This window comes from Pseudomonas sp. NPDC089422 (assembly GCF_044749405.1).
Classification (GTDB): domain Bacteria; phylum Pseudomonadota; class Gammaproteobacteria; order Pseudomonadales; family Pseudomonadaceae; genus Aquipseudomonas.
Genome location: NZ_JBIVHW010000001.1, coordinates 656,491 through 675,799, shown reverse-complemented (window position 1 = coordinate 675,799; position 19,309 = coordinate 656,491). Strand labels below are relative to the sequence as shown.

Annotated in this window: 21 protein-coding genes; 8 read left to right on the top strand and 13 right to left on the bottom strand. The window is 63.4% G+C overall.

The features are described from left to right. Positions 1-51: 51 nt before the first annotated feature. Complete coding sequence (locus tag ACIPZ8_RS03085; RefSeq protein WP_400719519.1) at positions 52-945, bottom strand: PA4780 family RIO1-like protein kinase; 894 nt, start codon at positions 943-945, stop codon at positions 52-54. 108 nt (positions 946-1,053) lie between these two features. Beyond that, the gene (locus ACIPZ8_RS03080; protein ID WP_400719518.1) at positions 1,054-1,425 is read right to left on the bottom strand and encodes a LysR substrate-binding domain-containing protein; all 372 of its coding nucleotides are present in this window, start codon (positions 1,423-1,425) and stop codon (positions 1,054-1,056) included. Between ACIPZ8_RS03080 and ACIPZ8_RS03075 the strand changes: the two genes are divergently transcribed. Continuing rightward, entirely contained in the window at positions 1,424-1,651 is a 228-nt protein-coding gene (locus ACIPZ8_RS03075) for a hypothetical protein (RefSeq protein ID WP_400719517.1), read from the top strand. The genes ACIPZ8_RS03080 and ACIPZ8_RS03075 overlap by 2 nt on opposite strands. Before the next feature lie 4 nt (positions 1,652-1,655). Here ACIPZ8_RS03075 and ACIPZ8_RS03070 read toward each other — a convergent pair whose 3' ends face one another. From ACIPZ8_RS03070 to ACIPZ8_RS03050, 5 genes are all read right to left on the bottom strand, one after another. Then, the gene (locus tag ACIPZ8_RS03070; protein ID WP_400719516.1) at positions 1,656-2,087 is read right to left on the bottom strand and encodes a multidrug/biocide efflux PACE transporter; all 432 of its coding nucleotides are present in this window, start codon (positions 2,085-2,087) and stop codon (positions 1,656-1,658) included. 96 nt (positions 2,088-2,183) lie between these two features. Further along, positions 2,184-3,707, bottom strand: coding sequence for a histidine ammonia-lyase (hutH, locus tag ACIPZ8_RS03065; RefSeq protein ID WP_400719515.1), 1,524 nt, complete (start codon positions 3,705-3,707; stop codon positions 2,184-2,186). 12 nt (positions 3,708-3,719) lie between these two features. Next, positions 3,720-4,553: a glycine betaine/L-proline ABC transporter ATP-binding protein gene (locus ACIPZ8_RS03060; RefSeq protein ID WP_400719514.1), complete on the bottom strand. Its 834-nt coding sequence runs from the start codon at positions 4,551-4,553 to the stop codon at positions 3,720-3,722. Next, positions 4,550-5,401 (bottom strand): ABC transporter permease, encoded by an 852-nt coding sequence (locus ACIPZ8_RS03055; protein ID WP_400719513.1) that lies wholly within the window; start codon positions 5,399-5,401, stop codon positions 4,550-4,552. Before ACIPZ8_RS03055 ends, ACIPZ8_RS03060 begins: the two co-directional genes overlap by 4 nt. A 75-nt stretch (positions 5,402-5,476) precedes the next feature. Continuing rightward, a complete protein-coding gene (locus tag ACIPZ8_RS03050; RefSeq protein ID WP_400719512.1) occupies positions 5,477-6,445 on the bottom strand; it encodes an ABC transporter substrate-binding protein in 969 nt (322 codons plus the stop codon). A gap of 102 nt (positions 6,446-6,547) precedes the next feature. Between ACIPZ8_RS03050 and ACIPZ8_RS03045 the strand changes: the two genes are divergently transcribed. The 7 genes from ACIPZ8_RS03045 (at position 6,548) to ACIPZ8_RS03015 (ending at position 13,992) form a co-directional block, all read left to right on the top strand. Next, complete coding sequence (locus ACIPZ8_RS03045) at positions 6,548-7,462, top strand: LysR family transcriptional regulator (RefSeq protein WP_400719511.1); 915 nt, start codon at positions 6,548-6,550, stop codon at positions 7,460-7,462. A 201-nt stretch (positions 7,463-7,663) separates the two neighbouring features. Next, positions 7,664-8,359 (top strand): 3-oxoacid CoA-transferase subunit A, encoded by a 696-nt coding sequence (locus tag ACIPZ8_RS03040; RefSeq protein WP_294323657.1) that lies wholly within the window; start codon positions 7,664-7,666, stop codon positions 8,357-8,359. Between the two features lie 8 nt (positions 8,360-8,367). Further along, on the top strand, positions 8,368-9,009 hold the full coding sequence (locus ACIPZ8_RS03035) for a 3-oxoacid CoA-transferase subunit B (protein WP_060507495.1): 642 nt from the start codon (positions 8,368-8,370) through the stop codon (positions 9,007-9,009). A gap of 347 nt (positions 9,010-9,356) precedes the next feature. Next, positions 9,357-10,700 carry a gluconate:H+ symporter gene (locus tag ACIPZ8_RS03030; RefSeq protein ID WP_400719510.1) on the top strand — a complete coding sequence of 448 codons (1,344 nt, stop codon included), beginning with the start codon at positions 9,357-9,359 and terminating at the stop codon, positions 10,698-10,700. A gap of 34 nt (positions 10,701-10,734) precedes the next feature. Beyond that, positions 10,735-12,081, top strand: a complete 1,347-nt coding sequence (locus ACIPZ8_RS03025) for a D-serine ammonia-lyase (RefSeq protein ID WP_400719509.1) — start codon at positions 10,735-10,737, stop codon at positions 12,079-12,081. A 34-nt stretch (positions 12,082-12,115) separates the two neighbouring features. Beyond that, a complete protein-coding gene (gene dsdC, locus ACIPZ8_RS03020; RefSeq protein ID WP_400719508.1) occupies positions 12,116-13,051 on the top strand; it encodes a DNA-binding transcriptional regulator DsdC in 936 nt (311 codons plus the stop codon). A gap of 86 nt (positions 13,052-13,137) precedes the next feature. Further along, the gene (locus ACIPZ8_RS03015; RefSeq protein WP_400719507.1) at positions 13,138-13,992 is read left to right on the top strand and encodes a LysR family transcriptional regulator; all 855 of its coding nucleotides are present in this window, start codon (positions 13,138-13,140) and stop codon (positions 13,990-13,992) included. Between the two features lie 76 nt (positions 13,993-14,068). Here ACIPZ8_RS03015 and ACIPZ8_RS03010 read toward each other — a convergent pair whose 3' ends face one another. The 6 genes from ACIPZ8_RS03010 to ACIPZ8_RS02985 all read right to left on the bottom strand — a co-directional run bounded on the left by ACIPZ8_RS03010 (position 14,069) and on the right by ACIPZ8_RS02985 (position 19,237). Continuing rightward, positions 14,069-15,412 (bottom strand): sensor histidine kinase, encoded by a 1,344-nt coding sequence (locus tag ACIPZ8_RS03010; protein WP_400719506.1) that lies wholly within the window; start codon positions 15,410-15,412, stop codon positions 14,069-14,071. Then, on the bottom strand, positions 15,388-16,053 hold the full coding sequence (locus ACIPZ8_RS03005; RefSeq protein ID WP_400719505.1) for a response regulator: 666 nt from the start codon (positions 16,051-16,053) through the stop codon (positions 15,388-15,390). The genes ACIPZ8_RS03010 and ACIPZ8_RS03005 overlap by 25 nt, the downstream gene beginning before the upstream one ends. Before the next feature lie 63 nt (positions 16,054-16,116). Next, positions 16,117-16,527: a hypothetical protein gene (locus ACIPZ8_RS03000; protein WP_400719504.1), complete on the bottom strand. Its 411-nt coding sequence runs from the start codon at positions 16,525-16,527 to the stop codon at positions 16,117-16,119. Between the two features lie 16 nt (positions 16,528-16,543). Then, on the bottom strand, positions 16,544-17,308 hold the full coding sequence (locus ACIPZ8_RS02995; protein ID WP_400719503.1) for a hypothetical protein: 765 nt from the start codon (positions 17,306-17,308) through the stop codon (positions 16,544-16,546). 98 nt (positions 17,309-17,406) lie between these two features. Beyond that, positions 17,407-17,820 carry an alternative ribosome rescue aminoacyl-tRNA hydrolase ArfB gene (gene arfB / locus ACIPZ8_RS02990; protein WP_400719502.1) on the bottom strand — a complete coding sequence of 138 codons (414 nt, stop codon included), beginning with the start codon at positions 17,818-17,820 and terminating at the stop codon, positions 17,407-17,409. Between the two features lie 79 nt (positions 17,821-17,899). After that, complete coding sequence (locus tag ACIPZ8_RS02985; RefSeq protein ID WP_400719501.1) at positions 17,900-19,237, bottom strand: amidohydrolase; 1,338 nt, start codon at positions 19,235-19,237, stop codon at positions 17,900-17,902. Positions 19,238-19,309: the final 72 nt, after the last annotated feature.

Genomic DNA, 19,309 nt, shown 5'->3' with positions numbered 1-19,309 from the left:
GGTGGAGCCCCGAAGAGCGAAATGCTCGGCAGAGCAAGTGCGCTCAGACCGTTACTGCATCCACGGCGGAGTCGGCTCTTCAGCCTTGGCCAGCCCATGCTCGGCCTCATCCCGCGCCGCACGGCGGCGGGCTTCATCGCGCAGGGTGGCATCGATCTCGCGCATCACCCCGGCCACGTCGGCGGCATGGTCGTCTTCCTCGAACTGCCCGCTCAACGGGCTGTCCGGGCGCAGTTCGCCGGCTTCGTACAACGCCCACATCTCGTCGGCGTAGCGGGTGGCCTTGAGCTCCGGGGCAAAGCGCCCGAAGTAATGCGCCATGTTCGCCACGTCACGGTGCAGCATGCTGAAGGCGTGGTTGTTGCCCGCCGCATCCACCGCCTGCGGCAGGTCGATGATCACCGGGCCGTCCGGGCCCAGCAGCACGTTGAATTCGGACAGGTCGCCATGCACCAGGCCGGCGCAGAGCATCAGCACGATCTGGCGGATGACGAAGGCATGGTATTCACGGGCTTCTTCGGCTTCGAGGTGCACGTCGTTCAGACGCGGGGCTGCATCGCCGTCGCCGTCGGTCACCAGTTCCATCAGCAGCACGCCGTCCTGGAAGTCATACGGCTTGGGCACCCGCACGCCAGCATTGGCCAGGCGGAACAGCGCCGCCACTTCGGCGTTCTGCCAGGCGTCTTCGGCTTCCTTGCGGCCGTACTTGCTGCCCTTGGCCATGGCCCGGGCCTGGCGGCTGTTGCGGACCTTGCGACCCTCCTGGTATTCGGCGGCCTGGCGGAAGCTGCGCTTGTTGGCCTCCTTGTAGACCTTGGCGCAGCGTACCTGGGCACCGCAGCGCACCACGTAGACGGCCGCTTCCTTGCCGCTCATCAAGGGCCGCAGTACTTCGTCGACCAGGCCGTCTTCGATCAGTGGTTCGATTCGTTTTGGTGTCTTCATCAGGCTGCGTTCGGGGTCCTGGCTGGGGTGGTGGACATCCTCTCACAGGCGGCGGCGACTTGCTCGTTTGTCTGCAAGGACCGATCGCCGGTAGCCTCGGCGCAAAGCTCACAGCCGCTGCAAGTAGCCCTGCAGATAGCGGCGCACGCTCCACGCCGGGATGTGCAGGATGCCGTGGCCTGCCAGCGCGTTATGCAGCAGCAAGTCGTAGTTGTCGCTTTCCAGCCTCGCCTTCTGCGGATACGGCAGGCGCATGCGCACGCCGTCGCACTGCATCCACCAGAACTTGGCATCCAGCGCCGGGTGTATGTACTTGAGCCACTGGTGCTGGCCGATGCTGTGCGCCGTCACCGGCAGCGGGTTGCGTTCGAGGTAGTCGGGGCTGGCGCAGAGAAAGATGCGGTTGTTGCCGATGACCCAGGCAATCAGGCCCGGCAGGTCGCTGTGGCCTTCGCGCAGGGCCAGGTCATAACCGGCCATGCTCAAGCGCGCCGGTGTCGACAAGGCATTGCTGAGCAGCCTGAGCAAGCAGGAAAAAGACACCATCGGCACCTTCGAAGATGGCGAACCCAGCGGCTTCCTCGGCCTCACCTGGCGCCTCAGCTACATGGATACCAACCTGTCGCAGGCCGAATGCGCCAGCAGCTATGGCTTCGACGATGTCTGCAGCGCCACCGTGGTTGCCGGTGTCAGCAAGCACTTCTGAGGCCTCAGGCCACGGCCCGGCGCTGCAGGATGAAGTGCCGGGCCCGGTCGAACGCCCAGTTGTACAGCACGGTGTAGGGCAGGATGATCACGAAGAAGCCCAATTCGACCATGAACGCCTGCAGCAGCGAGATCTCCAGCATCCAGGCCGCCACCGGCAGGCACCAGACCACAAGCCCCGCCTCGAAGCCCAGGCCATGAGCGAAGCGCGCCAGTGCCTTCCACTGGATGCGCGGCGTCGCCACGCAACGGTCGACCAGTGCGTTGTAGACCATGTTCCAGATCATCGCGATCACCGACAGGGTGACCGCCAGGGTACCGGCCGTGGCCAGCGACTTGCCCATGATCCACGAGAGCAAGGGCGCACACAGCAACACGGCGAAGATTTCATAGCCGACGGCATGGACCATGCGTTCGGTGAAAGAGACCTTTTTCATAACAGATTCCATCATGTGGTTACGTCGTGGCTCACATTTTCTTTGATGGAACCGATACTCGCGATATAGCTGATATCGCTTTTATCAATATATCCTTCACAGCAAGTCGGAAAACGTAGCACCAAGCAGACCAGGATCCTTCAAGATCGCTGCACTACTGGCAATATCCGGGGCCAGCCACCGGTCCTGGGCATAGGCCGGGACCCGTTCGCGCAGCAACCGCCAGGCGACCCCGGTACCTGCGCCGAAGCGCTGCTCCTTGAGGAACTCGAAGGCCTGGGCCGCCAACAGGTATTCGATGGCGAGGATCTGCGTGCAGTTCTCCAGGGCGCGGTGCAGCTTCAAGCCGGCATTGGTACCCATGCTCAGGTGATCCTCCTGCAGGCCCGAGGTGACGTAGTTGTCGATGACGGCCGGTTGTGCCAGCTGACGGTTTTCTGCGCACAGTGACGCGGCCACGTACTGGACGATCATCATCCCCGAATTCACCCCCGGCTGGCTGACCAGGAACGCCGGCAAGCCGCTGACCAGCGGGTTGATCAGGCGATCCAGGCGGCGCTCGGCAATCGCCCCGATCTCGGCCACCGCGATGGCCAGCAAGTCGGCCGCCATGGCCACGGACTGGCCGTGGGGATTGGCCTGGGAAACCACCCGATACGACTCGGGCGTCCCCAGCAACATCGGGTTGTCGGTCGTCGAGTTGAGCTCGGTTTCGATCTGCCGCGCCGCGTGTGCCAACTGATCGCGCGCGGCGCCATGAACCTGCGGAATCGAGCGAATGCTCAAGGCGTCCTGGGTGCGAATGCCATGGCTGCTGGCAATGATTTCGCTGCCGTCGAGCAGGCGACGCAAGTTGCTGCCCACGCGCTGCATGCCGGGGTGCGGTTTCATCGCGATGATTTCAGGGTCGAAGGCATCGAGTTGGCCACGCAGGGCCTCGAAGCTCATGGCGCCGATCACGTCCGCCCATTGGCTCAAGCGCGTGGCGTCGTCCAGGGACAGGCAGCTCAGGCCGGTCATGCACGGGGTGCCGTTGACCAGGCACAGGCCGTCCTTGGCGCCCAGTTTCACCGGTGCCAGCCCCACCTCGTCCAAGGCTTGCTGCGCCGGCATGATCTGGCCGCGATAACTGACCTGGCCAACCCCCAGCAAGCTGATGCTGATATGGGCCATGTGGGTCAGGTAGCCCACCGACCCCTGTTTCGGCACCTGCGGCGTGATGTGCTGGTTGAGCAGGGTCAGCAGCGCCTCGACCACCTTGCGCTGCAGGCCGGAACGGCCCTGGCAGAAATTGATGATCGCCGCGCAGATGATCGCCCGGGTCTGTTCGTCCGACAGCGCGGCACCTACGCCACAGGCATGGCTGAGCAAGGTGTTGCGTGACAGCTGGCTGAGTTGTTCGTCCTGCAGCGAGACATTGCACAAGGCGCCCAGCCCGGTGTTGACGCCATAGGCGCGCTCACCACTGGCAACGATGCGCTGGACGATCGCCTGGGCGTTCTCGATCCGTGCCCAGGCCGACGGGGCCAGCTCAAGCTTCGCCCCATGCCGCGCCACGGCCACCACGTCCTGCCAGCGAACGGGCGTATCGGCGATGATGATTTTTTCAGCAATCGACATACACGCGGTTCCTTAATGCGAAGCTACGCGGCGCTGCACGAAACGATCGACGTAGTCGTCCGCAGGCTGGTAGAGGATTTCCTTCGGTGTGCCGACCTGGATCAGGCGACCGTCCTTGAGAATGGCAATCCGGTTGCCGATACGCACCGCTTCGTCGAGATCGTGGGTGATGAAGACGATGGTCTTGTGCAGGGTCTTTTGCAGTTCCAGCAACTGGTCCTGCATTTCGGCACGGATCAGCGGGTCGAGCGCACTGAAGGCTTCGTCCATCAGGATGATGTCGGTGTCGGCCGCCAGGGCACGGGCCAGGCCGACGCGCTGGCGCATGCCGCCCGACAGCTGGTGCGGGTAAGACTTCTCGTAACCTTTGAGGCCCACGGTGGCGATCCAGTGCAGGGCGCGCTCGGTGCAGGTGGCCTTGCTCTCGCCACGGACTTTCAGGCCATAGGCGACGTTGTCCAGCACGGTACGGTGCGGCAACAGGCCGAAGCTCTGGAACACCATGCTGATCTTGTGCCGGCGGAATTCGCGCAGGGCGTCCATGTCGTACTGCAGGATGTCCTCGCCATCGACCAGGATCTGGCCGCTGGTAGGGTCGATCAGGCGGTTGAAGTGACGCACCAGGGTCGACTTGCCCGAGCCCGACAGGCCCATGATCACGAAGATCTCACCGCTGCCGATGGACAACGACAGGTCGTTGACCCCGACCACGCAGCCGGTTTCGGCCAGCACCTGATCCTTGGGTTTTTGCTGACGGATCAGCTTCAGGGCATCTTCGGCGCGAGCCCCGAAAATCTTGAACACGTTCTTGACTTCGATCTTGTTCATCATCTGCTTGGCGCTCATTTGCCCACCCCATGCCGTGGCCGGCCATAGGCCTGGGTAATGCGGTCGATCACAACCGCCAGAATCACAATGGCCAGGCCCGCTTCGAGGCCGCGGCCCACGTTCAGGGTCTGGATGCCGACCAGCACGTCTTCACCCAGGCCACGGGCACCGATCATCGAGGCGATGACCACCATCGACAGGGCCATCATGGTGGTCTGGTTGATGCCGGCCATGATGCTCGGCAACGCCAGTGGCAGCTGCACGCCGAACAGTTGTTGCAGGCGATTGGCACCAAAGGCATTGATCGCCTCCATGACCTCGCCGTCCACCTGGCGAATGCCCAGGTCGGTCAGGCGAATCAGTGGCGGGGCGGCATAGATGACGGTGGCAAAGATCGCCGGCACCTTGCCCAGGCCGAACAGCATCAGCACCGGAATCAGGTACACGAAGCTGGGCATGGTCTGCATGATGTCGAGCAGCGGCATCAACACCGCCCGCAGGCGATCGTTGCGCGCCGACAGGATGCCCAGCGGGATGCCGACCAGGACCGATATCAGCGTGGCTACCAGCATCAGCGCCAGGGTCTGCATCAGCTTGTCCCAGAGCCCTACCGCACCGACCAGGAACAGCAGACCGACGATCACCGCCGTGGGTACGATCTTACGGGTGGCGTGCCAGGCAATACCGCCGACGACGGCCAGCATCAGCCACCAGGGGGTGGCGCGCAGCAGGCCTTCGAGGTTGACGATGGCCCACAGCAGGGTGTCGGAAATGTGCCGGAACACGTCACCGTAGTGGGTGACCAGCGCATCGACCCAGCCATTGACCCAGTCGGCAATGGAAAACGTGAAGTTCTTGGGAAACATGGGATTCTCTCGAGCAAGTGCTTGAAGCGGACTGCTGTATGGCGTGCCCGGCAGGCGCCGGACCCGCTCACACCCTCAGAGTGCCGCGTCTACCTTTTTGGCTGCGTCTTCACTGACCCAGCTGTGCCAGACTTCGGGGTGCTCCTTGAGGAACAACTTGGCCAACTCCGGCGACTCGATACGCTCCTTGCTCATGCGCCCCAGGTTCTGGTTCAGCAGATCGATCGGCAGGTTGACCTTTTCCAGCACCGCCACCAGCTCCGGCGCCTGCTCGTGGAAGGCCTTCGACACACCCACCTTGATGGTCACGGACTTGTCCACGCCTGGCTTCTCGTCCAGCTTGACCAGGTCGGCCTGGCCCATCAGCGGGGTTGGCGACCAGTAGTAGAAGAGGATCGGCTCGCCACGCTTGTAGCTCGACAGCACGGCGGCATCCAGTGCCGGGCCGGTGCCCGGGCGGAAGTTGGTGTAGGTGTTTTCCAGGCCGTAGCTCTTGAGCATTGCGCTGTTGTCCAGCTCGCAGGTCCAGCCGGCCGGGCAGTTGTAGAAGCGGCCCTTGTCCGGTTCTTCCGGGTCCTTGAACACCTGGGCGTACTGGCCCAGGTCGGCGATGCTCTTGAGGTTCGGTGCCTTGGCTTCGAGTTTGCGCTTGGCATCGCCTTCGATCACATAACGCGGTACATACCAGCCTTCGACCGCGCCGACCACCGGCGAGCCGACGCCGACGACCTTGCCGGCAGCCGCCGCCTTGTTCCAGACCTCGCTGCGCCCTACCCACTCTTCGGCAAACACCTGGATATCGTTGCTGCTCAGGGCGTTCTCCATGGAGATGGAGTTGCCCGGCAGGCTGTCGGTATCGCAGCCATAGCCATTTTTCAGCACGAACTGCATCACATCCGTGAGCAACATCCCGCTTTCCCAGTTCAAACCGGCGAATTTCACCGGTTTGCCAGACTCGCACCAGCCGGCCGCCTGGCTGGCGCCCGCAGACGCCAGCAGCCCGAAAGAAAGAGTCGTGGTCAGCAGAGCCTTTGTAATTGTCATTGTGACGCTCCCAAACATGATGATCACTGCGCAGGAGAAATATTTCACAACAAAAAAAAAGGATAAAATAATAAGTCCTGATGCATCACAACGGAAAAAGCTATGAAGTTCACCCTGCGACAACTTCGCTATGCGCTCGCAGCGGCCAAGCACGGCAACCTGACCACTGCCGCCATGGAGCTTCATGTTTCGCAACCGTCCATCTCGGCCGCCATCACCGAGCTGGAGGAGGTGCTGGGGCAAGCGATTTTCATCCGCCAGCGGGGCCTGGGCATATCGCTGACCCCGTTCGGGCGTACCGTCATGGCCCAGGCCCGCCGCGTGCTGGCAGAGGCTCAGACCTTTGCCGAGATCCATGCCAATGCCGGCGAGTGCGTCGGCGAACTGGTGGTCGGCTGCTTTGAAGACCTGGCGCCCTATTGCCTGCCGCAAATCGTGCGACGAATGCAGGAGTCCTGCCCAAGGGTCACCGTCGACATGCGCGATGGCAGCTTCGATTACGTGGGCAAGCGGCTCAGCGAGGGGGCGATCGAATTGGCCATCACCTACGACCTGGGTTTGCCGCCGAACACGCAAACCACCGAGCTGTGCCAGCTGACCGCCCAGGTACTGCTGGCGGCCGATCACCCGTTGGCCCAGGAGCCGCGTGTCAGCCTCAAGGCGCTGGCCGACTACACCCTGGTGGTCACCGATCAGGCGCAAAGTTGGCAGCACGTGCTGGATCTGTTCAGCTTTTACGACCTTTCACCCGCCGTCGTGCACCGTGTGCGCACCTTCGAGTTGCAGCGCAGCCTGGTCGCCAATGGCTTTGGCGTGGCGCTGATCTACACCCGGCCTTTTGGTGACCGTAGTTACGATGGTCAGGCGCTGGTCTGTCGGCCGACCGAGGAGAAATTGCCAACCCACAGCATCGTCCTGGCGCATGACCAGCGCTATCCGCTGACGCCTTCGGCCGAGGCGTTCAAGGCACTGGCAGTGGCCTGGTTCGCGGAACGGCCGTCGTTTGCATCCGAATGAACAGCGGTGATCCGAGCCGTTCATAAATCGCACAACAGTTCGGTAATCGCACAAATTCCTCTCCACCCTCTCTACTGTTGCACCGTATTGCGGCACGCTATGGACACGTCAGCACACAACGCCAACGCGCTGAATGGCCCCACCGCGTCAACACGCGGCCAGGTCGACAATCCATACTCCAGGAAGAACCAGGAGCTCGCTGTGATCAATAAAACGTTTGAGTCCATCGCCAGCGCGGTGGAAGGGATTACCGACGGTTCGACCATCATGGTCGGAGGCTTCGGCACCGCCGGGATGCCGTCCGAACTCATCGATGGCCTGATCGCCACCGGTGCCCGCGACCTGACCATCATCAGCAACAACGCCGGCAACGGCGAGATCGGCCTGGCCGCTCTGCTGATGGCCGGCAGCGTGCGCAAGGTCATCTGCTCCTTCCCGCGCCAGTCTGACTCCTACGTGTTCGACGAACTGTACCGCGCCGGCAAGATCGAGCTGGAAGTGGTACCGCAAGGCAACCTGGCCGAGCGTATCCGCGCCGCAGGCTCGGGCATCGGTGCGTTCTTCTCGCCGACCGGCTACGGCACCCTGCTGGCCGAAGGCAAGGAAACCCGCGAGATCGACGGCCGCCAGTACGTCCTGGAAATGCCGCTGCACGCTGACTTCGCGCTGATCAAGGCGCACAAGGGTGACCGTTGGGGCAACCTGGTGTACCGCAAGGCCGCGCGCAACTTTGGCCCGATCATGGCCATGGCCGCCAAGACCGCCATCGCCCAGGTCGACCAGATCGTCGAGCTCGGTGAACTGGACCCGGAACACATCATCACCCCGGGTATCTTCGTCCAGCGCGTGGTCGCCGTTTCCGGCGCTGCCGCTTCTTCGATCGCCACCGCTGTCTGAGGCCTGCCATGACCATCACCAAAAAGCTCTCCCGCACCGAGATGGCCCAGCGCGTGGCCGCGGACATCCAGGAAGGCGCGTACGTCAACCTGGGCATCGGCGCCCCGACCCTGGTGGCCAACTACCTGGGCGACAAGGAAGTATTCCTGCACAGCGAGAACGGCCTGCTGGGCATGGGCCCAAGCCCGGCGCCGGGCGAGGAAGACGATGACCTGATCAACGCCGGCAAGCAGCACGTGACCCTGCTCACCGGGGGTGCCTTCTTCCACCACGCCGACTCGTTCTCGATGATGCGTGGCGGCCACCTGGACATCGCCGTGCTGGGTGCCTTCCAGGTCTCGGTCAAGGGCGACCTGGCCAACTGGCACACCGGCGCCGAAGGTTCGATCCCCGCCGTGGGCGGCGCGATGGACCTGGCCACTGGCGCCCGCCAGGTGTTCGTGATGATGGACCACCTGACCAAGTCCGGCGAAAGCAAGCTGGTGCCCGAGTGCACCTACCCGCTGACCGGCATCGGTTGCGTCAGCCGTATCTACACCGACCTGGCTGTGCTGGAAGTGACCGCCGATGGCCTGAAGGTGGTAGAGATCTGTGCTGACATCGACTTCGATGAGCTGCAGAAGCTCAGTGGCGTGCCGCTGATCAAGTGATCCGCAGCGGTGGGTCGTTATCGCCGGATTAAGGGCGTGATGGCCTAAAAGTGTTCGACGTTGATTAGACAGCGCCTGTGAAACCGAGCGCCGCACGGGCGGCGCTCGTTCTCACAGGCGCTGCACAACTGTCGACCAACGCCTCGTAGCCGTGATGCGTTCTCAGACCTGGCCTGATGCACTGAATCGCCCCCCCACTCTGAATGCCAACTCAATGCCATGGGTGACATGAGTTCACCTGTGCATTGAAAAGTGATCGTTTGAGTCGATCAAATCGCTGAAATCTAATGGTTGGAAACCAACAAGAAGCTCGCACGGAAGCGATCAGCGACAGAGATAACTACAAGATGACTCCAACGTTCTCGTTAATCGTCCTGGGCACCGCGATACTCCTGATCGTGGTGATGATCAGCAAACTCAAGGTCCACCCCTTCCTCGCCCTGCTGGCTGCAAGCCTGGTGGTCGGCTTCGGCACCGGCATGCCGCCTACGGCCATGGTGGCTGCGTTCGAAAAGGGCATGGGCAGCACGCTCGGCTTTCTCGCCGGGATCATCGGCCTGGGCAGCATCCTGGGCAAACTGCTGGAAGAATCGGGCGGGGCCAAACGCATCGCCACCACGCTGCTGAACCTGCTGGGCGAACACAATGCGTCATGGGCAATGATGCTGGTGGGCTTCATCGCCGGCATCCCGGTGTTCTTCGAAGTCGGCTTCGTGTTGCTGATTCCGCTGATTTACGTGGTCGCCCGGCAAACCCGCATCAGCATGCTGTACCTCGGCGTGCCGCTGGCCACCTCGCTGATGGTGGTGCACTGCATCCTGCCACCGCACCCGGCTGCCACGGCCATTACCGGCATGCTCAATGCCGATATCGGCACTGTCATCCTCTACGGCCTGATCGTGGGTCTGCCCACCGCCATCATCGCTGGCCCGATCTGGGTACGCTTTGCCTGCAACCATGGCGCGACGCCAGTGCAACAGGCCTTCCTTGCCGCACGCAGCGAGGCCCAGGCCGACGACCAGCCGCTGCCGTCCTTCGGCATCACCCTCGCCACGGTGCTGCTGCCGCTGCTGCTCATGGTCGCAAAGACCTTGGCCGTCACAGTGCTGGCCAAAGGTACCACGCTCTACGAGTGGGTGACCTTTGTTGGCCATCCGCTGATCGCCCTGGCGCTGTCGGTGGTGTTCGCCTACTGGACGCTGGGCCTGCGTCGCGGTCTGGACATGGCGCAGTTGCTCAACCTGACCCAACGCTGCTTCCCACCCCTGGCCGGCATCTTGCTGATCATCGGTGCCGGTGGCGCCTTCAACGACATGCTGGTAGGCAGCGGCATCGGCAAGGCGCTGGCTGACGTGCTCAACCAGACCCAGCTCAACCCGATCATCCTCGCCTGGCTGATCGCCGGGATCATGCACTTTGCGGTCGGCTCGGCCACGGTGGCCATGATCAGCGCGGCCGGCATGGTAATGCCGATGCTTGGCCAACACCCCGAATACAACCGGGAAATCCTGGTGATCGCCATCGGTGCCGGGGCCATTGGCTGGACGCACATTACCGACTCGGCGTTCTGGGTGGTGAAGGAATACCTCGGCCTGTCGCTGAGCGATGCGCTAAAGAAATTTACCGCAGCGACCGTGCTGGCCTCGGTGATTGCCTTGTGCCTGACCCTGCTGCTTTCGAAAATTGTCTGATCTACTGTGCAAAGACTGCGCTACAGGTGAAATCATGATTCACGGAAAAACCCTACAAGCCTGGCAACAAAGCCACCCGATCATCGCCGATCTGGTCGCCCTGAAGGAAACCAGCTGGTTCAACCCTGGTATTGCCAAGGCGTCAGAAGCGTTGAGCGACGTGGGCCTGACCGCTGCAGACGTGCAGGCCACGAGCCAGCGACTGCAACGGTTCGCGCCTTACCTCGCCAGCGTGTTCCCCGAAACGGCCGCTAGCGGTGGGGTTATCGAGTCGCACATCGCCCCGCTGCCGCAGCTTCGCCAGCAGCTGATCGAAGAAGGATCTCTGCAGAATGTAGGTAGCCTGTGGCTGAAAGCCGACAGCGACCTGCCCATTTCAGGCTCGATCAAGGCCCGCGGCGGCATTCATGAGGTGCTCAAGCACGCTGAGGACCTGGCCTTGGCAGCCGGCCTGATCACGCCCTCCGATGACTATGCCCTGCTGGCCAGCGAGCAGGCGCGCGCGTTCTTCAGCCAGTACAAGATCGCCGTGGGTTCGACCGGTAACCTGGGCTTGTCGATCGGCATCATGAGCGCGAAACTGGGCTTCCAGGTGAGCGTGCACATGTCGTCCGACGCCAGGCAGTGGAAAAAGGACAAGCTGCGCGCCAACGGTGTAACGGTCATTGAACACGCCTCGGACTACAGCGTTGCCGTCGAGCAAGGCCGCCAGCAGGCAGCGTCCGATCCCAGCTGCTATTTCGTCGACGACGAGAACTCCCCACAGCTCTTTCTGGGCTACGCCGTAGCCGCCGAGCGCCTGGCCCGGCAATTCGACCAGGCCGGTATCAACGTGGACGCCGATCACCCACTGTTCGTCTACCTGCCCTGCGGTGTCGGCGGCGGCCCTGGCGGCGTCGCCTTCGGCTTGAAGCTGGTCTTTGGCGATGCCGTGCACTGCGTTTTCGCCGAGCCCACCCACTCGCCCTGCATGCTGCTGGGGGTGTACACCGGCCTGCACGACGCAACCAGCGTGCAAGACTTCGGCATCGACAACATCACCGCCGCCGACGGCCTGGCGGTCGGGCGACCGTCCGGGTTCGTCGGCAAAGCCATGCAGCGACTGATCGATGGCTACTACACGGTGACCGATGAAGAACTGTACCGGCTGATGGTGATTGCCTTCGAACAGGACAAGGTCAAGCTGGAGCCCTCTGCGCTGGCCGGCGTACCCGGGATGGTTCAGGTGCTGCAGGCGAGCGACTATCTGACTCGCCTGGGCCTCTCCCCGGCCCAACTGCAGCAAGCTACCCACCTCGTCTGGGGAACGGGTGGCAGCATGGTGCCGGACGATGAGTTCAACGCCTACCTGGCGAAGGGAAGAAGTCTTCCGGCGGCGTAACTGCAGTCGATGAACTGCGCAGAAGGATTGGTCAATGAACAGACCCGGCAGCGGTACCCCAGTGAAACTCAACGGCTCGCACCTGGGCAGTCTGCATGTTTTTCTGGTGGCCGCACGACACCTGAGCTTCTCTCGCGCAGCCGATCAGCTGTGCCTGACGGCCAGTGCCGTGAGCCATCGCATCAACCGCCTGGAAGATGAGCTGGGGTTCAAGCTGTTTCACCGTATGCCGCGCAAGGTCAGCCTCACCGAAGACGGCGAACGTCTGTTCAACGTGATGCAGCGGACCATGGACGAACTCGGCGAGGCCGTGCAGGCGCGCGCCCACGCCGAGATCGCCGGCCAGCTGACCTTGTATGTACGTCCGTCCGTTGCACAGTGCTGGCTGGTGCCGCGGCTGGCCCAGTTCACCGCACGCTACCCTGATATCCAGCTGGACATCAGGGTCGGTAACGAGAGCATCGATTACCGCACACGCAAGATCGATCTGGTCCTCTGTTACTCGGACGGGCATCACCCCGGGTTGCAGAGCATCCACTTGATGAACGAGCGGATCGCCCCGGTGTGCTCGCCCCAGTACGCAAAAACCCATGCCTTGGCAGGTGACCTGCGACAGGTGGAACAGTGCACTGCATTGCATGACGTTGCGGCCTGGGACAACGCCGCATTCGATGCAGAATGGCAGCTCTGGGCCAACAGCACTGGTGTGGGTATCAAACTGCCGCGCCGGTTCCTCACTTTTGATCGTTCAGACCTGTGCACGCTCGCTGCGCTGAACCACGCCGGCATTGCCATCGGCCGGGAACAACTGGTCAGAGAACGTATTGCACAAGGCGAGCTGGTTCTGCCGTTCGGCGATTTTGTGGATGCTTCCAGCTACGGCTACTTCCTGGTCTACCCCCATCACGACCCGATGCCCAAAAGGTTACAGGTATTGATCGACTGGCTTATAGCGTGCGCCACTGGCTAAGCCTTCGGAACCAACATCCCTGCTTGCCTGTCACTTTGATGGGGTCGATACTCTAGGCACACCTTCCATGGCTTTTATCGATACCCATGCGCTACTCCCCCGAAGCCCTCGTCGCCTTCGTCGAAGCCGCCGCCCTCGGCTCCTTCTCCGCCGCCGCGCGCAAGCTGCGCAAGAGCCAGTCGACCATCAGCATCGCCATCGCCAACTTCGAGGCCGACATCGGTTGCCCGCTGTTCGACCGCGCCGGCCGCCACCCGACGCTCAATGCCGCCGGCCATCAGGTGCTGAACCACGTCGAGGCGATCCTCGATGCCAGTGCCCGGCTGGACGCCTTGGCCGTGCGCCTGGCTGACCAGGTCGAACCGCTGGTGTCGGTGGTGATGTCCGACAGCTACAGCGTGACCTTCCAGGGCGCGGCGATGGGCCGCTTTGCCGAGCACTACCCGCACACCGAGCTGCGCTGCGGCCCCTCCGAAGACGCCGACGTGATCGACCTGGTGCAGCAAGGCCTGGCGCACATCGGCATCCTCGCCGCCCAGGACCGTTATCCGGCGGATGTCAGCGTGGCGCGGCTGCCCGAACAGGCGGAGTTCTGCCTTTATGTCAGCAGCGAACACCCGCTGGCGAAGCTGCCGGCGTTGCAGCCGCAGCACCTGGAAAACGAACGCCAGCTGTACATCAAGACCTACGCCCCGAGCCTGCCCCATGGCCACGGCCAGGCCTGGTCGGCGCCGGACTACCTGACCTTGCTGGAGTTCGCCGTGCGCGGCTTCGGCTGGGCCGAACTGCCCAAGGCGCTGGTGGCGCGCTTCGGCAGTGGCCTGGTGGAGTTGCCCATGGCCGGCTACCCGCGGCGGGTGGCCATGGATGTGGCGTGGTCGCGCCAGCAGGCGCTGGGGCCCGCCGGGCAGTGGCTGGTGGGACAGTTGCTGGGGCGCTAGGCGAGCGGGATTTCTGAAGCGCTCAGGCCGTGGTAACGCCAACGGGTCAGCCCTTCAATACCCACAACTGCATGGCTCAAACGACAGCGACCCGCCAGCGCAAGCACACGCGCCAGCCCAACCGCTTTGCGTCATCAGCGTAACCTACTGTCACCTCCCCGCCAGAGCGCTGAACGATAGTACGCACGATTGACAGCCCCAGGCCGGAACCTTCACCGACCTGTTCATTGCCCCGATAGAAAGGATCGAATACACGCTCCCAGTCTTGCGGAGAAATACCAGGGCCGTCATCAAGCACACACAGCATGATCCCTTCAGCACTCTGCGTTGCTTGCAGGTCTACATGCCCGCCCTCCGGCGCGTGGCGGATGGCGTTGTCGACCAGGTTCTTGATCACGGTCCGCAGTTCGACTTCCTGCATCGGCAGCTGCGCATCATCACCTTCCAGGCCGATGTCGAGCTGCTTCTGCTCTGCCAGCGGCAACAAGTCCTCCAGCACCAGGCGACAGGTTTCATGCAATGACACCGAGCCTGACGTTGCATCGGCCAGTTGCGCGCTGGCCAATGCCAACAGCTGCTCGATCAGTTTGCGGCTCCTGCCGATACCGCGTCGCAGCATCACCATCTGCGCCTGGGCACGTGCTGACATGGCCTCATGTTCAAGCCCTTCGGCCTGCAACGAGAGTGCGGTCAGCGGGGTGCGCAGCTCATGCGCCGCATCGGCGACAAAGCGCTTCTGGGCGTCGAGGGTCCGCGATACGCGCCCGAGCAGCCGGTTTATTGCCTGGACGAACGGGCGTATCTCGGTGGCCAGCAGGTGCTCATCGATCGGGCGCAAGTCCTGGTCGTCGCGGGTGTCCAGCATGGCCGCCAAGGTCGAGACCGGCCTGAACAGCTCACGGATCAGGTTGGCCACCACCAGCAACAGGATGGGGAAAAGGATTGCAAAGGGCAGCAGCGCACGCCAGGCGCTTTTGCGCGCATCGCGATTGCGGCTGTCAATCTCCTGTACCACGGCAAAACGCCTGCCCGCCGCGTCAGTCCTGACCAGCACGCGAAAAGGCTCGTTGCCCACCACCACCGTCGACAGGCCGTCCGCCACCGCGCCCGGTATGGGCAATGGCAGCTGGCTGTCATCAGCGTGGCCGACCGACTGGCCATCGGCCAGGTACTGGATGACGATACGGGTTTCTTCATCGTCCGCATGCGCGGTGTCCGGGTAGCGGAACGCCAGGCCCTGGCGCATGTACAACGCGGCCACCTGGTGCAGGCTGTTGTCTTGCAGGTCGAGCGCTTCATCGTAGGCGGTGAGGTAGCTGAACGCGCCGCTCAGGGTTGCCACCAGCAGGATCGCAACCGACAGCGCCACCGACAGGCGCAGTTGCAGCGACTGTTTCAGGCGTCCTTTGAGACCATCCATCCCAACCCCCTGATGTTGCGGATCACGTCCTTGCCCAGCTTGCGGCGCAGGGCATGGATGATGTACTCCACGGCATTGCTTTCGACTTCGTTGCCCCAGCCGTAGATCCGGTCTTCCAGTTCGCTGCGCGAGAGGATCGCGCCAGGGCGCACCAGCAAGGCCTGGAGCAAGGCAAACTCGCGGTTGGAAAGCTGCACAGGCGGCTGGTCCAGAACGCGTGCGCATTTGCTGACCGGGTCCAGGCTCAGCGTCCCATTGCCCAGTTCAGGCGCTGCCCGCCCGCCCTTGCGGCGCATGACCGCGCGCATCCGGGCGAGCAGTTCAGCCATCTCGAAAGGCTTTTGCAGAAAGTCGTCCGCACCGCCATCCAGCCCGCACACCCGGTCATCCAGCCCCGAGCGTGCGGTGATGATCAGCAGCGGCACCGGGTTGTCGGCTGCACGCAGCGCCTGCAGCAACTGCAGGCCGTCCTGCCCAGGCAAACCCAGGTCGAGCAATACCTGGTCGTAGTGTTGCGTGCGCAAGGCGGCCTCGGCCACCAGGCCATTGTCGACCCAATCCACGGCGTACCCCGCCGCGCCCAGGGCGTCCTGCAGCGCCTGGGCGATCATGCCGTCATCCTCGACCAGTAATACCCGCATGGGCTTCCCCGCTGTGAACCTGTGGCGCCAACAATAGCCCGGCCGACGGCCGACAGGGTATCTTCAGCCCTGCCCCTGCAACGTGTCGAACGCTTTCAGCAGGTCGGTCATCGCGGCCTTGCACTGGCCTTGTTGTGGCTGGCTGGCCCGCAGCGCATCCAGTGCGTGGTCGATCGCCTTGTCCAGCACATGCCAGTCGCTGGCGGCACGCGGCTTGATCCCGGCCTCGGCGTCGTCCCAGGTCTTTTCCAGGTCCTTGATACGCGCCTTGGCGGCCGGCAGGTCCTGGGCATCCACCTTGGCGGCGACATCCACGGCAATGCTGCGGAATGCGCTGAGGTCACCCAGCTTGGTCGGGGCATGGATGCCTGCGGCCTGGGCCGGCTCATCCGGTTTGGAACAGCCTTGGGTTGCCAGCAGTGCGCCAGCGACACAGGCAACGGCCAGCGTTTTGAGCAGCGTGTTGAAAATCATCGGTGCTACCTCGTTATCAAGGGGTAATTCGTCTGGATTGGCCGGCGGCGAACTGGGCCACGCAGACCAGGATGAAAATGACGCACAGGAAGATCGCACTGGTCCAGGTGGCCCCCATGCCGAGGCCACCGTAGTCACGGGATTGGGTCAGCAGGTCGCCCAGCGAAGCCCCCAGCGGGCGTGTCAGGATGTAGGCCACCCAGAACACCAGTACCGTGCTGGCGCCCAGGGCCCAGGCGAGCAGGCAGACCCCGATCAGCGCGGCGAAGATGACGCTGCCGACACCGAAGCCAAGCCCCAGCGCCTCGGTTGCCAGGTCACCCCCTGCAGTGCCCAGGGCGAAGGTGCACAGGACGGTGGCCCAGTAGAAGCCTTCGCGTCGGGCACTGACGATCTCGCGAATGGACAGGTTGCGTTCGACCGCGTACCAGATGGCAAAGTTGGCCATCAGCAGCACCGAGAAGAACGCCGTGCTGGCGTACAGGCTGATGTCCAGCTCGTCGGTGAGGATGTCGGTGATCTGCGTGCCCAGGATGCTCACCAGCACCACGCAGAGCCAGTAGATCCAAGGTTCGCAGTTGCGCTTGCGCATTTGCAGGGCCAAGGCGCCAGCCAGCAGCACTGCCATCACTGCACTGGTGATGGCAAGGCCCCAGCCGACGTCGACGGCGAGAAAGTCGGCGAAGGTCTCGCCGACCGTGGTGGACATGATCTTGATGATCCAAAAGGACAGCGTCACTTCCGGGACCTTGTTGAGCCAACCGCTGCTGGCAGTGTTCATCGGGTGTACCTCCTACAGTCCCTTCAGGGTGTGTGCAGCGGAGGTTACGGATGAAAACTTAGATGAGCCTGAGGGGCCTGCCGGAAGGCCTGGAGCGTCTAGAACTCCACCTTGCCCCGGCCCGCCTTGACACTGCTGCGCCGGGCTTTTCCTTCGAGGCGGCGGGTCTTGGAGCCGAGGGTCGGCTTGGTGGGGCGGCGCTTCTTCTCGGTCTTGCCGGCCGTGATGATCAACTCGGCAAGACGCGCCAGTGCGTCAGCGCGGTTCTGCTCCTGGGTGCGGTACTGCTGGGCCTTGATGATCAACACGCCGTCGCCGGTGATGCGACTGTCCCGCAGCGCCAGCAGCCGCTCCTTGTAGAACGCGGGCAACGACGAAGCGCGAATGTCGAAGCGCAGGTGTACCGCGCTGGACACCTTGTTGACATTCTGCCCACCTGCGCCTTGTGCGCGAATGTAGCTCAGTTCGATTTCGGCATCTGGCAGGTGCACGTTATTGGAGATGGTCAGCATGGCATGGCCCTTGTGATCGCCCTCCATTATCACAGGCTTCGCCGCTCGCCCGCAGAAAAAAACGTTTGGCGTACAGCGCCTAGCGCGTGGCAGCCTGCTGCGTCAGATAGTCCACGGTCATCCCCGACAACGCCCGCGCGCCCACGATCAGCGCACTTTCATCCACGAAGAAGCGCGGGTTGTGGTTTGGCGCGGCCTTGGCCGGGTCCTGCCCTTGCGGCGTCACCCCGAGGTAGAAGTACAACGCCGGCACCTGCCCGGCGAAAAACGAGAAGTCCTCCGACGCCCCCACCAGCGGCGATGTCGCGACCTTGCCATGGGCCGCGCGCCCGAGCACCGGCGCCATGCGTTCAGCCAGTTGCGCGTCGTTCATCGTCACATCGTAGGCCGGCACGATCGACACCTTGGCCGTGGCCCCGGCGCTCTCGGCGATCTTCTCGGAGGTCAGTTTCACATCTGCAGCCACCTGCGCGCGCACGCCCGGGTCGTAAGTACGAATGGTGCCGGCCATGTCGACGCTTTCCGGCACGATGTTCGGCGCGCTGCCACCCTGCACCATGCCCACGGTTACCACCGCCGGCGACTGGGTCAGGTTGGTGCGGCGGCTGACCACGGTCTGCAGCCCGGTGATCACCTGCGCCGAGGCCACCACCGGGTCTACGGTGTTCCACGGCATGCCGCCGTGGCCCTGCTTGCCGATCACCTTGATGCTGAGGTCGTCGCTACTGGCCGTGGTGGCCCCGGAGCGCCAGCTCAGTTGCCCCGAAGGCCCGGGCATCACGTGCACGGCGAACACCGCATCGGGCTTGAGCGTGTCGAACAGGCCCTCCTGCAGCATCAGCTGCGCGCCCCAGCGCCGCCCTTCCCCGCCCTTGACCAGGCTGGAGCCTTCTTCGGCCGGCTGGAAGATGAACATGACCCTGCCTGGCAGGCTGTCGCGCATGCCTGCCAGTACCTGGGCGGTGGCCATCAGCATGGCGGTGTGGGTGTCGTGGCCGCAGGCGTGCATCACATCCACCTCCTGGCCGTGATAGGTGCCCCGTGCAGTCGAGGCAAAGGGCAGCCCGGCCGGTTCCTTGACCGGCAAGGCGTCCATGTCGGCACGCAGGGCTACGGTCGCGCCGGGCTTGCCGCCCTGCAGGATGCCGACCACTCCCGTGCGACCGACGCCGGTGTGCACTTCCATGCCCAGCTTCTTCAAGTGCTCGGCGACCAGCTGGGCGGTGCGGGTTTCCTGCTCGCCCAGTTCCGGGTGCTGATGGATGTCGCGGCGCCACGCGATCATCTGCTGCTCGACCTGCGCGGCACGGGCAAACGCCTGTTCCTCCAGGGGGTTGTCTTGCGCGTGCACGGTGGTGGCCAGCGACAGCAGCGCCAGGCACAGCGCGTTCAGGGTTAGGGAAGATCTGGCAGGCATATTCAGGGATCCAGGCAGGCTGCTCGGCAGGAGTAGCACGCCGACGCTCATGATTATTCTTGGGAGGCCGAC

What these genes read in the sequence shown, in the direction of transcription:
- ACIPZ8_RS02995 (WP_400719503.1), bottom strand. Translation starts at nt 17,308, where the DNA reads ATGAACACTGCCAGCAGCGGTTGGCTCAACAAGGTCCCGGAAGTGACG.
- ACIPZ8_RS03075 (WP_400719517.1), top strand. Translation starts at nt 1,424, where the DNA reads ATGCTCAAGCGCGCCGGTGTCGACAAGGCATTGCTGAGCAGCCTGAGC.
- arfB (WP_400719502.1), bottom strand. Translation starts at nt 17,820, where the DNA reads ATGCTGACCATCTCCAATAACGTGCACCTGCCAGATGCCGAAATCGAA.
- ACIPZ8_RS03080 (WP_400719518.1), bottom strand. Translation starts at nt 1,425, where the DNA reads ATGGCCGGTTATGACCTGGCCCTGCGCGAAGGCCACAGCGACCTGCCG.
- ACIPZ8_RS03005 (WP_400719505.1), bottom strand. Translation starts at nt 16,053, where the DNA reads ATGCGGGTATTACTGGTCGAGGATGACGGCATGATCGCCCAGGCGCTG.
- ACIPZ8_RS03010 (WP_400719506.1), bottom strand. Translation starts at nt 15,412, where the DNA reads ATGGATGGTCTCAAAGGACGCCTGAAACAGTCGCTGCAACTGCGCCTG.
- ACIPZ8_RS03070 (WP_400719516.1), bottom strand. Translation starts at nt 2,087, where the DNA reads ATGAAAAAGGTCTCTTTCACCGAACGCATGGTCCATGCCGTCGGCTAT.
- ACIPZ8_RS03000 (WP_400719504.1), bottom strand. Translation starts at nt 16,527, where the DNA reads ATGATTTTCAACACGCTGCTCAAAACGCTGGCCGTTGCCTGTGTCGCT.
- ACIPZ8_RS03015 (WP_400719507.1), top strand. Translation starts at nt 13,138, where the DNA reads ATGCGCTACTCCCCCGAAGCCCTCGTCGCCTTCGTCGAAGCCGCCGCC.
- ACIPZ8_RS03025 (WP_400719509.1), top strand. Translation starts at nt 10,735, where the DNA reads ATGATTCACGGAAAAACCCTACAAGCCTGGCAACAAAGCCACCCGATC.
- ACIPZ8_RS03085 (WP_400719519.1), bottom strand. Translation starts at nt 945, where the DNA reads ATGAAGACACCAAAACGAATCGAACCACTGATCGAAGACGGCCTGGTC.
- ACIPZ8_RS03055 (WP_400719513.1), bottom strand. Translation starts at nt 5,401, where the DNA reads ATGTTTCCCAAGAACTTCACGTTTTCCATTGCCGACTGGGTCAATGGC.
- hutH (WP_400719515.1), bottom strand. Translation starts at nt 3,707, where the DNA reads ATGTCGATTGCTGAAAAAATCATCATCGCCGATACGCCCGTTCGCTGG.
- ACIPZ8_RS03045 (WP_400719511.1), top strand. Translation starts at nt 6,548, where the DNA reads ATGAAGTTCACCCTGCGACAACTTCGCTATGCGCTCGCAGCGGCCAAG.
- ACIPZ8_RS03060 (WP_400719514.1), bottom strand. Translation starts at nt 4,553, where the DNA reads ATGAGCGCCAAGCAGATGATGAACAAGATCGAAGTCAAGAACGTGTTC.
- ACIPZ8_RS03030 (WP_400719510.1), top strand. Translation starts at nt 9,357, where the DNA reads ATGACTCCAACGTTCTCGTTAATCGTCCTGGGCACCGCGATACTCCTG.
- dsdC (WP_400719508.1), top strand. Translation starts at nt 12,116, where the DNA reads ATGAACAGACCCGGCAGCGGTACCCCAGTGAAACTCAACGGCTCGCAC.
- ACIPZ8_RS02985 (WP_400719501.1), bottom strand. Translation starts at nt 19,237, where the DNA reads ATGCCTGCCAGATCTTCCCTAACCCTGAACGCGCTGTGCCTGGCGCTG.
- ACIPZ8_RS03050 (WP_400719512.1), bottom strand. Translation starts at nt 6,445, where the DNA reads ATGACAATTACAAAGGCTCTGCTGACCACGACTCTTTCTTTCGGGCTG.
- ACIPZ8_RS03035 (WP_060507495.1), top strand. Translation starts at nt 8,368, where the DNA reads ATGACCATCACCAAAAAGCTCTCCCGCACCGAGATGGCCCAGCGCGTG.